The sequence below is a fragment of the Pelosinus baikalensis genome (assembly GCF_020819555.1).
Classification (GTDB): Bacteria; Bacillota; Negativicutes; order DSM-13327; family DSM-13327; genus Pelosinus; species Pelosinus baikalensis.
The window spans coordinates 41,094-55,951 of sequence record NZ_JAJHJB010000018.1; the positions used below are offsets into that span (position 1 = coordinate 41,094).

Genomic DNA, 14,858 nt, shown 5'->3' on the forward strand with positions numbered 1-14,858 from the left:
TGAGAAATTCCCACTTATAGCTATAAATTATTATTTGTTACTTGCATTTTCCATAATCACATGCTAAGATACTATAGGTAACATGCTCTTTAAGGAGGTGAATCACTTGCCAAACATTAAGTCATCTGAACGTAGCGTAAAAACTGATGCTGAGCGACGTGCTAGAAACTTTGCGGTGAGATCAACCATTAGAACTGTATCTCGCAAAGTAGTTGAGTCTGTAACTGCTGGTAACACTGATGAAGCGAAAGCTCTTCTTATTAATGCCAGCAAAACTATTGACAAGGCAGCCAGCAAAGGTGTTGTTCATAAAAATGCCGCAGCTCGTAAAAAATCGAGATTAGCTCGTAAAATTAACGCTTTAGCTAATTAATTAAGATTAAAGCCTCTGTTCATTTTGCTATGTTCAGAGGCTTTTTACGTTATCATCTACTAAAGGTAGAGGGAGAAGAATCAGGTGGGCGCACCCACTGATTCTTCTCCCTCTACCTTTATCTACACATAGCAATAATGATTTCCTCTAAAGCCGATTTATTAGCCCTACCGGATTTTAGATCATAGTCAGCTGCCGCTAAGGCTAACGTAACTTCCTTTAATACCTCTGGGGTAAAATTCTTACTTTGTTTCAGCATTTTTTCACCGATAAAAGGCACTAAGCCAAGTTTTTCGGCGATTTCTCTACTGCCATATCCACCCTTTGACATCTCTTTAGCCTGCCACATCAAGCGTACTTGCCGGGCTAATAAAGATACCAACTTAAGAGGATGTTCTCCCGACTTTAACTGCTCTCCCATTAACTGTAATGCTTTGCCCATTTGCTTTTGACTAACTGCATCAATCATTGAAAATATAGAAATTTCCGGTATACTCGACATAATCGTTATGAGATCAGATTGACTAATTCTAGTTTTTCCGTCTGTAAATAAAGCAGCTTTCTCTAATTCGTTATGCAAAAAGCTTAGGGATATTTGAGGCATAATGCTAACTACTCCTACAAAATACTCCATAGCATCGCTATCCATTCTTTTGTTCAGTTCAGCCAATTTAGCCGTAAGCCAGCCTCTCACATCCCTTGCCTTGATATTGGCTAGTTCAACAGTAGCTCCATGCTTTTCGATTAGTTTAAACAATTTACGCCGTTTATCTACCTTATCCATAGTCGAGAGAATCAAATGCGTATAATCCGGCATATCACTGATGACCTTAAATAAGCGTTCCTCAACCTTGTCACTGATTTCCCCTTGCTCATTTCCACCATTTTTTCGTGGACGCAGTAATGCAGTACCCCGAATATGAATTACATTCTTCCCCCCCATAAATGGAACCGTTTCAACTAAGGCAATTAATTCATTTATAGCTGGGTCCTTATCTAAAGTAAGAAGATTCATGTCTATTTCCTCAGGTGCTAATACGGCAGTGATCACTGCCTGCTCGAGCTGCTTTATAAAATAAGCCTCTTCGCCGTATAATAGGTAAACAGATTTCACCTGCCCTTTTTTTAGCCCTTGAATAACCTCTGCATACCCCATAAATACCTCCCGTTATTCTTCAATCTTTTAAAAACGTATCAACTGTTATTGTACTGCCATTCGTCTTAAATACGATAGCTCCCTGCTCATCTGTGCGATAGATTTTACTCCCATAAAACAACAAGCGCTGGATGATCTCTTCATGAGGATGCCCAAAAGAATTATTTTTCCCTACAGAAATAACTGCATATTCCGGATCAACAGTCTGCAAGAATTTTACGGTAGAAGATGTTTTTGAACCGTGATGACCTACTTTTAATACCGTACTCGAAACATCCCTACCACTATGTAGCATCTCTTCTTCTCCTTGGGCTGGAAGATCTCCGGTGAATAAAAAACTATGTTTTCCATAACGTACCTGTACGACACTGGACACCTCATTACTTGGTTGTTTTTCTTTCAATCCTGTATCAGCATGCAGTACGTTAACAACTGCACCATCAAGCTCCACTTTTTGCCCTTCATAAACCGCAATACGGGTACTGTTAGGTGCTGCCTTCAATAGATTTAACACTGCCTGAGTATAATTTTCACGAGACAACATAATATGCTTTATCGGTATCTCTCCAGCGATTCCTGCCGCTCCCCCAGCATGATCTTGATGACCATGGGTCAAAAAAAGATAATCAATTGTCAGTACACCATAATGTCTTAAATACGGCAGCAGAACTCTATAACCAATATCAAAATCTGTACTTTCCCCTAGAGTGCCTCCTGTATCCACTAAAATTGCCCGTCCATGGGGTGTTATGATAAGAGCCGCATCTCCCTGTCCTACATCAATAAAATGAACAGAAAGAGGAGCAGGATAAACACGATATACTAGAATGCAAAAAACAAGCATCAACACTATTAGAGCACTTCTTTGAGGCCATCTTTCCACCGTATCTTTTAAGGATAACATATTTTTCGGTTTATACCCATATACCCAGCTTACCAAAAAATAATATATTATACTACCAGCCAGTCCAATCGAAGGCACATACATCTTTGCAGCAGGCATGTCTGCCAGCCATTCCGTCAATTGTAAAACCAAGCTAATCATTAAACTGCAAGTCACTAAGCATATTGCTCCAATAAAACCAACGATCATACTACTAAAGGCACCAAACAAGCCCAATATGACAATCCCTTCAATAATAGGAACAATGAATAAGTTCGCTACAAAAGAGCTAAGAGAAAAACTATTAAAATGCCAAGCAATAAAAGGCAATACACCTACTTGGGCAGCTATGGTAACACCCAAAGGCCGAGCCAGGCAAAGTGGAATCGTACTTTCCAGCATTTTTACAGTTTTAGCATTTAAAAACACTAAGCCTGCTGTTGCGGTAAAAGATAATTGAAAGCTTAAGTCATAAATTAATGCTGGTTGATAAATCAGCATCCCTAACACGGATAAACATAATGCAACTGCAGCATCTTTCTCCCGATTCAGACATACCGCACCTAACCCAATCAACCCCATTATAAGAGAACGTAACACTGGTGGTGTCAATCCACAAAACACGGCATATAAAGTAATAAAAAGAGCTGCAAATAAGGGGATTAGTTGATCCGCAAAGGTAAAGCGCCTGAATATTCCTGTGCCTATTACGGTTATGACCCCTACTACCAAAGCAATATGTGAGCCGGATACGGACAAGATATGTACAATTCCTGTTGTAGCAAAATCAGCCACCACATCCCGAGGAATTCCGCCATAACCACCAAACAGCATTCCTACAAGAATCGCCTTATGGCTCGGTGGCATTACACGTTCAATATTACTGATTATCGCTATCCGCCATTTTTCCATAATTTCTTTCCAGAATGAGTGATTCTCACTAACTAAGTGTATCGCATTACCCGAAACAGACATACGACCTCTAATACCCTGCAGATGTGCAGCAGCGACACTGTCATACTGTCCTGGATTATTATATCCATGTAAAGCAATAACTTCAGCAGTTACTTTAATCTTGTCTCCCGCTTTAAAAACCCGCTCCTGATTTGCTTGTCTAGCATACAGATACAATTTTCCTGAAGCAGTTTCTTTTTTAGTATTTTTAGCTTGCGCTTCATTAATTGCTAGGATATAGCTAATTCTACTTTTCTCTTGTGCTAAATACGTCACATGAGGTATTTCTTCAATCGTAGCATATACAGTTATCGTTTCCCCCTCATATCGGCTGATATCGTTTATAGCAAAAGCATCTGCATTAATAAAGCGCAACATACCGATTATAAAAAATAATACAGCCAGCAGCCAAGTCACTGACTGCTGTTTGTGAATTTTCCAAATCAAAATAACAGTAATAATAAAACTGCCAACATATAAAAAAGGTAACAACCACATAAAATAACTAGCGCACCAAATACCAGCTGTAAATGCTGCTGTAATCAAAATAATGATATTGGGCATATGACAATTACCCCTTCAATGATTACTTTTACCTCTCAATGATCAAGACACCTTTATTCTTTATAAGCATATAGGTTTTCCACTAAAATACAAAAATCCTGCATGAATGTGCAGGATTTTTGTATTGTTTCTTTTGTCTAGTCTTATATTTTTTTGTAGTTCAACAATGCTTTTTCAATTCTTGTTAACGCTTCTAGCAAGACACTTCTTTGCGTGGCAATATTAATACGAGCAAACCCTTCACCTTGCGTTCCGAAATTTCTGCCTGCGTTTAATCCAACCTTCGCCGTGTGTACAAGAAACTTCTGCAATTCTTTATCATTTGTAAAATATGCACGGAAATCTAACCATACTAAATAAGTGCCTTCTGGTTTACTTACTTTCACTTCCGGCAACCTGGTTTGAATAAACTCAACCAATATATCTGCATTTTTTTCAAGGTATATCAGCAATGCATCCAACCAGGCTTCGCCGTCTCTGTAAGCAGCTTCAGTACCAATTCCGCCAAAAACATTATTGCGGCTGATATGCAACTTGGTAATCCAATTCTGAATCAACCCACGTCTGCGTTTACACGGAACAATTATAAAAGAGAAATTGAGCCCAGCCACATTGAAAGTCTTGCTAGCAGCCATAAAGGTAACACTTTGTTTACATACGGGTGTGCCTAATGAGGCAAAAATAGTATGCTTGTGACCTTGAAATACTAAATCATTGTGTATCTCATCTGCCAATACATCAACCTCATATTTTTGGCAAAGTTCATATACCTTTTCCAGCTCTTCTCTGCTCCACACACGACCAACAGGATTATGGGGACTGCATAATAAAAGCAATTTATTATTTGGATCAGCTAGTTTTTGCTCTAAGTCCTCAAAGTCGATTTCATAGCGTCCATTTTTTAAAAGAAGGGGATTTTCAACTACCTTACGTTCATTATCTTTAATAGAAGCAAAAAATGGCGGGTACACAGGAGGTTGAATAATAATACCATCGCCTGGTTCTGAAAGTGCAAAAATTGACAGACTTATAGATGGAACAACACCAGGAGCAAGCAGGATCCACTCTTCTTCAATTTCCCAGCCATGACGTTTCTTCGCCCACTCGATTACGGACTGATAAAGAGATTTCTCCTGAGTATTGTACGCATAGATTGGATGCTTAGCACGTTCTATGATCGCAGTGGACACTGCTTTGGGTGAAGAAAAATCCATATCAGCGATCCAAAGAGGCAGTACATCATTACTGCCAAATACATTCTCCAAAGCATCCCATTTGCGGCTGCCAGTCCCTTGGCGAGGTATTGTTTTATCAAAATCAAATAGTATATTACGATTTGTCATGTTACCACATCCTCACTGAACATTCTGTTGTTCAATTATATATTTAAACAGTACAATTACTGTCTTTATATAGAATAATCCGAAGCAGGTAAAATTCGTTTTAAAAATTGCTTCGTTCGTTCTTCTTTTGGATGAAAAAGCACCTCTTCAGGAGTACCTTGTTCCACAACAACTCCTCCATCCATAAACAATACCTTATTAGCAATATCCCTGGCAAAAGAAATTTCATGGGTTACAACAATCATAGTTAACCCTTCCTTTGCCACTTTTTTCATAACAGCCAGTACTTCCCCAACCAATTCTGGATCTAAAGCAGAGGTCGGCTCATCAAAGAGAATGACTTCCGAATTTAAGGCAAGGGCTCTTGCTATGCCAACTCGCTGTTGCTGCCCTCCTGATAATTCACTGGGGTACGCATCATATTTAGCAGCCAATCCTACTTTGTCTAAAATCTTTCGGCTGATCTCTTCTGCTTCTATTTTAGGAATATTTCGGGCAGCGACCAGCCCTTCCATTACATTTTCCAGTGCAGTTTTATTTTTGAACAGATTATATAATTGAAAAACCATTGCAGTATTTCTTCTAAGCTGCAATATTTCTTTCTTAGTAACGGTTTTACAATCAACACGAGTCTCTCCAATTGTAATTTCTCCATCATCTGGATGCTCCAAAAAATTTAGGCACCGTAAAAAAGTTGTCTTGCCAGAGCCACTGGGACCTAATAGCACAACTACCTCACCTTTCTCTACGGTAAGGTCAATTCCATTTAATACTTGCTGCTTTCCAAATGATTTGTGTACCCCTTTTACTTGTATCATACTACTCCACCTCAAAAGTCATTCACATTTTCTTGAACATACAAAAGCTGAATTATTCTTTTGCTTGCAGTAATCGTCTATAGTACGAGTGAGTCGTATATAAAGCCGCAACTGGGTTATGACCTGTGATCCGATCTTTGGTTACAAGAGTAGTAACCAGTGCATCAGAGTATTTTATAAATAAAGAATCATGTCCTACACACAAACCAACCACGACATTTAAATCTGTCTTATGGTAATTTAAAATACGAGCTTGCAAGATAGGATTGCACATTGCTTCATGGCCGCCGGGTCTTATTTTATGCTCTTCTAATATGCCAATTTCTGTTTTGTCGACAGAGCCTACTTTGCAAATGGCACTATAATAGTCAAAGCCTCTGGCTGTAAGAATATCTGCAAAGATTTTTGATTCCTCTATCAAACCAGCACAAGTTGCAATACCAATTTTTTTAGCACCAATGCGGTTAGCAAATTCAATAATTTCCTCTACCCTTGTTAACTTGCCATAAAAAAGCCCCTCCACTTGGGCTGATGCTCTAGCAACCACTGCATCTTGTTCATCTCCTTGCAGATAATTTTTAATTTCTTCAATATCATCTGCAATAGAATGCCCATCATTATCTTTAGTGGTCAAACAGAACCCCGGGAATTTCTTGTCCTGGCTTCTACAATTGTAAATACTGCAATCTGTGCAACTTAAACTCTCTATATCTTTTTTTCTACTCATCTTTCTTCCTCCACTTTTACTTTTATCACAATAAAAAAACTGAAGATGCCTCAAAGAGCATCTCCAGTCTTCAGTGTGTCTGATCAACCAAGATAATAATACATCTATAAAATTATCAACAACAACAATAACTTTCTCATTTCATTATACGCTTATAAATGTTGTTGTCAACCATAGTATTAAAAAAATCATTACAAGAGTATACCTTCATTTTATAGTTACCGAAGCTAAAAAGACTTCTCAGATTTCATATGCCATCACCATACAGTCCTTCTAGCTCTTCAATACGCCTTTTTTCAGTCTTTTCAATTTGCCCCACTTGCCCATTATTCACATGAATGACCAATTGTCCGTATCGTATGCTTTGTAAATCAGATAAAATTTTCATTTGCATAGGATGTTTTTTCTTTGCCTTTATTGAATAACTACCCTCTCTACTTTTAGCCGAGATCATAAACTTTTCTATTTTATCTATTTTAACAACAAATCCATCTTGTATCATTAAAATTAAGTGACCATGTTGAACGTTTAATAAAAAATGCTCAATAATATCAAACACTTGAGAAGGCAATGGTTTAATCGCCCCTCTTAAATTTGCCACATTATTCTTCGCATCGGAACAGGACTGCACTACAAAGACCTCCTTCTTAATAAAAAACATAGCTATCATAGTTCTTTTAAATTGAAATCGACTAATTATCTTGTAATGAACTCCAAGAACGATTTGCGAACACGAGGGGAACCCCTTGAGATTTGGCCAGCTGCTTAATATTTTTCGCTGTAGTATGATTAATATAATCAATAAAAATAACAATCAAAGTTGTAGATAAGGGAAACTTAAAGCGTTTTCGATCAGAAACATTTCTACCTGTAACATGATCAATTGCATGAATTCCTAATGTCTGCAATTTTTTTTCGATACTTCCTAAATGATCTGCGCCAACTAGCATAATTGACATTTTCTCACTTCCCTAAAATCAAAAAGACTGGTTCCTTCGCTTTTACGAAAGAAGCCAGCCTCTGGTTATCCAGTCAGCTTAGTATATAAAAAAGGCTAAAAGAATCTCCGTTATAGAGACACCTTTAGCCTTCAGTTATCCTGATCAGCAATTATTATGTTTAAAAAATCATAACACAAAAATTGAACTACGTCAACATCTTTTCAACCTATCCAGTATTTTTATAAATTGCAAGTTTAAATGTCGTCCATATTATGGAAATCCATATAATGTTAGATATTAGACCTTCCCTCGACAACAAAAATGTTTGTTTATGCACTTACCTTACTAGCTACCTCGCTCGCAGACTGATATCCAAAGATTCTTCGTGGATAGTTATTTATCCATAGTTCGATTCTTTTAATTTGTGCTTGAGTAATTTTACCAATATCGGTACCTTTAGGAATAAATCGACGGATCATTTTATTAATATTTTCATTAGTTCCGCGCTCCCATGAACTATAAGGATGTGCATAATATACTTTCACTCTGGACTCCTCAGGAACACGTATTGATTGCTCAATTTGCTTAAAGTTTAAAAACTCACTGCCGTTATCTACAGTTATTGTTTTAAATTTTGCTCTAAAGCGTTTCCCGTATTTTATTTCCAACTTATCCATTGCTGCTTTTACTGATTCTTGCGTTTTTCCTGGCATTTTACAAATGATTTCTTCTCGACTACATCTCTCACTCAAAACCAATAAAACTGCACCCTTACCTTTGCGTGAGCCAACTACACAATCCATTTCCCAATGACCGTATTCTGCTCTGTGCTCTATCTCAATTGGTCTTTCTTCTATATTTGTGCCTTTTAAATTTTTATGTGCGATTTTTACCCGTCTATATATGCCTTTTTTCTTATCTTTTTTTACAGGTAAATCCCGATTGCTTATGTTCGCAAAAATGTGTTTATTTTTCTTGTTTTCTACGGTATAATCTTTTTGACTCATGGGTTTTTCCTCCGGTAATGTTTTTGCTTGGTCGCTTAACATTATATACCGGATTCCCATGAGCCTTTTATTTTTCTGCCTTACGGCATTTAATTTTACAACTTACCATAAAAATATAGTTGTGCTCTACTCAGCACCAGTTAGAATACTTTGGAAATATCGGCATTTTCCACAATATCGCCTATGGCGCCTTTAGTTTTAGAAAATCACAAACTGATCTAATTATCAATTTGTGATTTTTTCTTTCATTTTTACAAATTTACTTGATCCGATCCCAGGAACATTCTTTAGCTCATCAATACTGGTAAAACTGCCATTTGTTTGGCGATATTCAATGATTCGCTCTGCTAACGCAGGTCCCACACCTGGCAGTGTGTCTAGTTCGCTTTTATCAGCATGATTAATATTGACTTTATTACCTACTTTTGTCTTGGTGGTGCCAGTCGTTGCTGAATGTTCATTGGAAACCGGAAGCTTATCCACTACATGAATATGCATGCCGTCTTTGATACTCTGAGCTAAATTGGTTTTAGCTCTATCAGCCTCAGCTGTAAGACCGCCAGCCATCGCTACAATATCAAATACTCTAGCATTAGGAGACGCTTTAAATACACCTGGTTTATGAACAGCACCGCTTATATATACAAAGATCTCATCAGATTGTTCTGGCTGACGAAAGTCATTTTTAGCTGCAACGTCATCGGAAGATACCACTTCCGCCACCGTGTTCTTCTGCCAAAAACTATAGAAACTGCCTGCTACAATCAATATCGCCAGCATCACAATAAATAATAACTTATTCCGCTGCTCAACCATCGATATCCCCCCCTATTGTAACTTGCTTATTCCTTCGACAAAAACATAGTTTTTCCTTTACAATAGGGATTATTTTCTTATATGATTATTGAATTTTTTCCAAATTAGGGTTTTCGCAGACAGAGCGGCCAATTTTAGAAAGATTGCACCATTGACTATTAATCTTTACCCGAACGATATCCGCAGTAAAATCATTATTGGTTTCATCAGAGTTTTCCAGTAAAGAAGAACCAACTCCATAAATGTCCACAGGTACATCCATCTCTTCAAACTCTCTTATTTTTTTTGCATTAAATCCCCCTGTGACACAAATCTTGACTTGTTCACACCACTCTTTGGCAATTGCAGTTTCCTCTTCATTTAGATCCCATTCATGATAAACGCTGTCAATTGCTTCTCGCAAATTCCACACAAGTCTCGGTGACACTCCCATATCCTGCTGCTTATTTCCCGTAGGAACAATGGATTTATCCCGCATATTTTTAGAGGTATCAGGACGTACCCCATATAGCTTATATTTTTCCGCTTCATCAAATTGACCTTTCTTATAATAAGCAAGGTAGGCAGCAAACATCTTCGTCATTACAGCTTTCGTTTCACCGACACAATCATTATGAAAATCAACTAATACCAATCTGGAAACGATTTTGTCAAAAATGCGGGAATACTGCATCATGGTCTCAACGGTATCTCCCAAGAAACAACAAATTGTCGCATGGGCAATGGTTCCTCCACCTTCTCCGCCCCACCAAGTTCCCTGTTCATCTGTACTTACAAATCGAGAATTTTTCTTACTATATTTTTGGTTGTAGGCTTGAATCGCCAATGAATAGGCATATCCATGCAAAGCCTGCATTTTATAGTGAGCAAATCGTGCAGGAAAAAATAAAATATCTTTAGAGCGACTAGCGACTAACGTATTATATACATTCGTGGCAATTCGAGTTGGCTCAGCAATAACCCCTAAGATCACCGTCTCTAGATTAGCAAAATCCCGGTAACGGCCACGAATTCTAATAACGGGTTGTACACTAAATGGATCTCCATCATACTCAACGAAGGTGCCATCCTGCACTGCTTCAACCTCTAATGTATGGTAGGTATTTACGAATTTTCCTTCTTCATCAAAATAGCCAGTACACATTTTTATAATTGCTAAAGCCTCATCTACCCCAGCGACTAAACTCCATGGTCTTCTGCGAGTAAAAAATTGCATTTCAACTTCAACATCGCCAACCTGCACCATAGAACAATCCACATCTTTAATGTCACTATTGCCGGAAAACGTATACCCTTCCTTTGCCAATGCTTCTAATAAGATTACATTATTACTAAAATATTTATCAGAATACCAGCCTCGCCGAATTTTATCTGCTTCAATTTTAAAAATTTCTGCTGCTAATCTTTCACCATTAAATATAGCCATTTTTTTGCCCCTCTCTCACATTGAATAAAGATACAGACTATTTAAACTTACAAACTATGATTCTTTGTTTCTTTGTAGCGCCTCACTCTATTATTCCTCTTCATCCTTCCATCGAGGATTAAAAAGATATAACTTGGAAGGTCTAAACTGCTTGCCTTCTGATAATAATGTTGTTTTTGTCAGCATTCGTTTAACTTTTTTTCGAAAATAAGCATCTGCTAATTCCCGGCGATATAAAACCTCATACACTTTTTGCAGTTCAGTAAGCGTAAATAATTCTGGCATCAAGCTAAAAGCAATGTCTGTATACATTACTTTATTTTTCAACCTATCAAGAGCATACTGTATAACTTTAGCATGTTCAAAAGCTAAGCCATCTTTATTCTCGACATACGTGTTTTCTGTTTTTGAGATATGTCCCTCCACTGTATTTTTTACTATCACATGATCTTTTATGGTTATTTCTTTATTTTCTATTATAATTTCAAAGGTTTGCTCAAGAATATATCCATTTATCGTTGGATGTTTATATTTGCCAATCACATTACTGCGGACATTAAACCATCGTACATCTTCTGCATCTTCACCTGATTTTACAGTAAACTTTTTTCGATCTACCAAGGCCATGTAGGATGTGCTTATCACCCTTCTATGAAGGTTAGTATAGACTCGCCCCCATGTATAAAGCTGCTCCATATATACATTCTCCAAGTTTGTTTCTTCCTTCAATTCCCTTACAGCAGCTTCATCAATGCTTTCTTCGTAATTAACAAACCCTCCTGGCAAAGACCATTTTCCCTCTTGGGATGCATTGCCATTTGTTTTTAATACGTCCTTTTTCTTTTTTACCAAAAGAATTTGCAGTACCTTATCAGGCAGTCGTCTTGGATCTTTATCTTCACTATCAATTGCACTGAAAATAACCATATCTACCGTATTCGAGGAATGTATTTGATGGTTGCTGCCATCATCTTTAAAAAAACCATGTTTGGATTCATTCATATCCTTAACCTCCCGCTAATTATCATATCCGATGGAAGTTAAAACCCCACCAGAATCAAGTCTTCTTTAGAAAAAAATAGAGTAATTGGCGGTTTCCATTTAAGATAATTCTTATATCATCATTTTGATATTATCATTTTGATATTATCTTATTAGTATTATTATACATGTCCTTGATTCTCTTGGCAATTTATTTTCAGAAAAGTTTCTTGATTCAATTAAAGGATATCTTCTTTTTAAGTAGCAGTTCCACGTAATGATATAGAAATAGTCCGATCGATATATTCGACCGGACTATTTCTATATCATTACATTCTAAAATAAATTCATTAACGTACTACAATATTAACTAATTTTCCTGCTATGGCAATTACTTTTATCACTTGTTTCTCATGAATCAGTACCTGCACTTTTTCTTGCTCTAATACTTTTTCTTCTAATTCCTTTGGCGTAAGTGCGGCAGAAACAACAATTTTTTCCCGCACTTTCCCATTAATCTGTACAACAATTTCTACTTCTTCTAACTTTATAGCATCCTCATCAAACACAGGCCATATATGTTTATGGACACTACCTTGACCAATGGTTTCACTCCACAATTCTTCTGTGATATGAGGCGCGAAAGGGGCTAACAAGCATAATAAACTTGAAACAAGTTCTCGCACTAACCCAGGATTGACAGCTAGATTCTGATCCTTAGCGGTATACATTGCATTTACTAATTCCATAATAGAACTAATGGCGGTATTAAAGTTAAAGCGATCACCAATATCTTCTGTTACTTTCTTAATCGTTGCATGCAATACACGTCTAAGATTTCGTTCCTCTTTACTAAGAGTGCTATTGTCATATCCCGATTCTTCTCCTGCCATGAAAGAAGCATAGTGATCCACAATTCTCCACAGACGTCCAAGGAATCGATAAGAACCTTCTACGCCTTGATCATTCCATTCTAAGTCACGTTCCGGCGGAGCAGCAAATAAAATAAACAATCGAGCTGTATCAGCCCCATATTTTGCAATAATTTCTTCAGGAGACACAACATTACCCTTAGACTTAGACATTTTGGAACCATCTTTTATAACCATTCCTTGTGTTAATAGGTTCTTAAATGGCTCATTTACATTTACTAATCCTGCATCTTTAAGCACTTTTGTAAAAAACCTTGAATATAAAAGATGTAATATCGCATGCTCAATACCACCAATATATTGATCGACAGGTGCCCAATAATCAGCCTTTGAGGAATCAAAAGGAAGATTTGTATTCTTAGGGTCTGCATAACGCATATAATACCATGAGGAACAAATAAAAGTATCCATCGTATCAGTCTCACGCTTCGCAGGGCCACCACATTTAGGGCATGTACAATTTACAAACTCTTCCACCTTGGCTAACGGCGAAACCGAGCCTGCAGCAAAATTTACATTCTCGGGCAATAAAACAGGTAACTGTTCCTTTGGAACAGGCACACTACCGCAGTCAGCACAATTGATAAGAGGAATTGGTGCCCCCCAATAGCGTTGACGAGATACCAGCCAATCGCGCAAACGATAATTTACATGGCGTTTGCCATAGCCTTGTTCTTCTAACCATTTTGCGATTGCTACTTTACCTGCTTCACTCTTCATACCACTAAACTGCCCAGAATTGACCATGATACCATCGCCGCTGTATGCGCCTTCCATCGTGTCTAGTGCCAATTCTTGCCCTTCAGGCTGCACAACGATCTTTTTAGTTAAATTATATTTATTGGCAAATTGCCAGTCTCGTTCATCATGGGCTGGAACGCCCATAACTGCCCCAGTACCATATTCCACCAAAACATAATTTGCTACCCAAATTGGCACCTCTTGACCAGTGAACGGATTTATAGCATAAGCCCCTGTAAATATACCTTCTTTTTCAAACTCACTGGAGGTTCGGCTAATCTCGCTCATATTGCGTACTTTATCAACAAATTGACGAATTTCCCCTGCATTGTCTTTACCAGCAATCAGCTTTTCTACCAATTTATGCTCCGGTGCCAATACTACATAACTTACACCAAAAGCCGTATCATGTCGTGTTGTATATACAGCAATTTTTTCTTTAGAACCGGCCACAGCAAAGCTGAATTCCGCACCTTCACTACGACCAATCCAATTTTCCTGCATCGTTTTAACTCTCTCAGGCCAGCCCTTAAGCTCACTAAGATCATTTAAAAGCCGATCCGCATAGTCTGTAATTTTGAAAAACCACTGTTCTAATTCTTTTTTAACTACGACAGAATCACAGCGCCAGCAAGCACCATCAATTACTTGCTCATTTGCGAGCACGGTATTACATTCATTACACCAATTCACTGCAGCTTTCTTCTTATAGGCAAGTCCACGCTCTACGAACAATAAGAATAACCATTGGGTCCAACGATAATAATCAGGATGACAGGTTGCCACTTCTCGATCCCAATCATAAGATAAGCCTAATTCCTGCTGTTGACGCCGCATATTAGCGATATTTTCCCAGGTCCACTCTGCAGGATGAACACCATGCTTGATCGCCGCATTTTCAGCAGGCATCCCAAAAGAATCCCATCCCATAGGATGAAGTACATTATAACCTTGCATGCTTTTGAATCTCGCAATTACATCACCAATGGAATAGTTGCGAACATGACCCATATGTAAATTGCCGGAAGGATAAGGAAACATTTCTAAAACATAATATTCTGGACGCTGACGATTGAGTTCCGTTTTAAAAGCATTATTTTCAGTCCAGTATTTCTGCCATTTAGATTCAATTTCTTTAGGATTATATCTTTCGTTCATTTAAAATCCTCCTATTTATAAAAAATAAAAAACCGCCC

At 37.7% G+C, this 14,858-nt stretch carries 12 protein-coding genes and 1 pseudogene; 1 reads left to right on the forward strand and 12 read right to left on the reverse strand.

The genetic code is table 11. From position 1 onward, the window contains the following. Positions 1 to 106: 106 nt before the first annotated feature. Positions 107 to 373, forward strand: coding sequence for a 30S ribosomal protein S20 (gene rpsT, locus LMF89_RS13600; RefSeq protein ID WP_007936526.1), 267 nt, complete (start codon positions 107 to 109; stop codon positions 371 to 373). Positions 374 to 491: 118 nt separating this feature from the next. Here rpsT and holA read toward each other — a convergent pair whose 3' ends face one another. The 12 genes and pseudogenes from holA to leuS all read right to left on the reverse strand — a co-directional run bounded on the left by holA (position 492) and on the right by leuS (position 14,820). Beyond that, positions 492 to 1,529, reverse strand: a complete 1,038-nt coding sequence (holA, locus tag LMF89_RS13605; RefSeq protein WP_229535565.1) for a DNA polymerase III subunit delta — start codon at positions 1,527 to 1,529, stop codon at positions 492 to 494. A 19-nt stretch (positions 1,530 to 1,548) separates the two neighbouring features. Continuing rightward, positions 1,549 to 3,930, reverse strand: coding sequence for a DNA internalization-related competence protein ComEC/Rec2 (locus tag LMF89_RS13610; RefSeq protein WP_229535566.1), 2,382 nt, complete (start codon positions 3,928 to 3,930; stop codon positions 1,549 to 1,551). A 143-nt stretch (positions 3,931 to 4,073) separates the two neighbouring features. Further along, positions 4,074 to 5,273: a MalY/PatB family protein gene (locus LMF89_RS13615; RefSeq protein ID WP_229535567.1), complete on the reverse strand. Its 1,200-nt coding sequence runs from the start codon at positions 5,271 to 5,273 to the stop codon at positions 4,074 to 4,076. A gap of 65 nt (positions 5,274 to 5,338) precedes the next feature. Next, entirely contained in the window at positions 5,339 to 6,091 is a 753-nt protein-coding gene (locus LMF89_RS13620; protein WP_229535568.1) for an amino acid ABC transporter ATP-binding protein, read from the reverse strand. Between the two features lie 52 nt (positions 6,092 to 6,143). After that, positions 6,144 to 6,818: a DUF1847 domain-containing protein gene (locus tag LMF89_RS13625; RefSeq protein WP_229535569.1), complete on the reverse strand. Its 675-nt coding sequence runs from the start codon at positions 6,816 to 6,818 to the stop codon at positions 6,144 to 6,146. A 247-nt stretch (positions 6,819 to 7,065) separates the two neighbouring features. After that, positions 7,066 to 7,449, reverse strand: coding sequence for a DUF2292 domain-containing protein (locus LMF89_RS13630; protein WP_229535570.1), 384 nt, complete (start codon positions 7,447 to 7,449; stop codon positions 7,066 to 7,068). Between the two features lie 61 nt (positions 7,450 to 7,510). Beyond that, positions 7,511 to 7,777 carry a DUF2325 domain-containing protein gene (locus LMF89_RS13635; protein WP_229535571.1) on the reverse strand — a complete coding sequence of 89 codons (267 nt, stop codon included), beginning with the start codon at positions 7,775 to 7,777 and terminating at the stop codon, positions 7,511 to 7,513. A 311-nt stretch (positions 7,778 to 8,088) separates the two neighbouring features. After that, positions 8,089 to 8,721, reverse strand: a pseudogene (locus LMF89_RS13640) (IS30 family transposase); the annotation flags it as partial. Between the two features lie 270 nt (positions 8,722 to 8,991). Beyond that, positions 8,992 to 9,582 carry a ComEA family DNA-binding protein gene (locus LMF89_RS13645; RefSeq protein ID WP_229535572.1) on the reverse strand — a complete coding sequence of 197 codons (591 nt, stop codon included), beginning with the start codon at positions 9,580 to 9,582 and terminating at the stop codon, positions 8,992 to 8,994. 85 nt (positions 9,583 to 9,667) lie between these two features. Beyond that, positions 9,668 to 11,008 (reverse strand): nicotinate phosphoribosyltransferase, encoded by a 1,341-nt coding sequence (locus LMF89_RS13650; protein WP_229535573.1) that lies wholly within the window; start codon positions 11,006 to 11,008, stop codon positions 9,668 to 9,670. 90 nt (positions 11,009 to 11,098) lie between these two features. After that, positions 11,099 to 12,010, reverse strand: a complete 912-nt coding sequence (locus LMF89_RS13655) for an NUDIX hydrolase (RefSeq protein ID WP_229535574.1) — start codon at positions 12,008 to 12,010, stop codon at positions 11,099 to 11,101. A gap of 329 nt (positions 12,011 to 12,339) precedes the next feature. Then, positions 12,340 to 14,820 (reverse strand): leucine--tRNA ligase, encoded by a 2,481-nt coding sequence (leuS, locus tag LMF89_RS13660; RefSeq protein WP_229535575.1) that lies wholly within the window; start codon positions 14,818 to 14,820, stop codon positions 12,340 to 12,342. Positions 14,821 to 14,858 lie beyond the last annotated feature (38 nt).

Bases quoted from the DNA above. Each gene is read 5' to 3' on its own strand.
- holA (WP_229535565.1), bottom strand. From the start codon at position 1,529: ATGGGGTATGCAGAGGTTATTCAAGGGCTAAAAAAAGGGCAGGTGAAA.
- LMF89_RS13610 (WP_229535566.1), bottom strand. From the start codon at position 3,930: ATGCCCAATATCATTATTTTGATTACAGCAGCATTTACAGCTGGTATT.
- LMF89_RS13615 (WP_229535567.1), bottom strand. From the start codon at position 5,273: ATGACAAATCGTAATATACTATTTGATTTTGATAAAACAATACCTCGC.
- LMF89_RS13620 (WP_229535568.1), bottom strand. From the start codon at position 6,091: ATGATACAAGTAAAAGGGGTACACAAATCATTTGGAAAGCAGCAAGTA.
- LMF89_RS13625 (WP_229535569.1), bottom strand. From the start codon at position 6,818: ATGAGTAGAAAAAAAGATATAGAGAGTTTAAGTTGCACAGATTGCAGT.
- LMF89_RS13635 (WP_229535571.1), bottom strand. From the start codon at position 7,777: ATGTCAATTATGCTAGTTGGCGCAGATCATTTAGGAAGTATCGAAAAA.
- LMF89_RS13645 (WP_229535572.1), bottom strand. From the start codon at position 9,582: ATGGTTGAGCAGCGGAATAAGTTATTATTTATTGTGATGCTGGCGATA.
- LMF89_RS13650 (WP_229535573.1), bottom strand. From the start codon at position 11,008: ATGGCTATATTTAATGGTGAAAGATTAGCAGCAGAAATTTTTAAAATT.
- LMF89_RS13655 (WP_229535574.1), bottom strand. From the start codon at position 12,010: ATGAATGAATCCAAACATGGTTTTTTTAAAGATGATGGCAGCAACCAT.
- leuS (WP_229535575.1), bottom strand. From the start codon at position 14,820: ATGAACGAAAGATATAATCCTAAAGAAATTGAATCTAAATGGCAGAAA.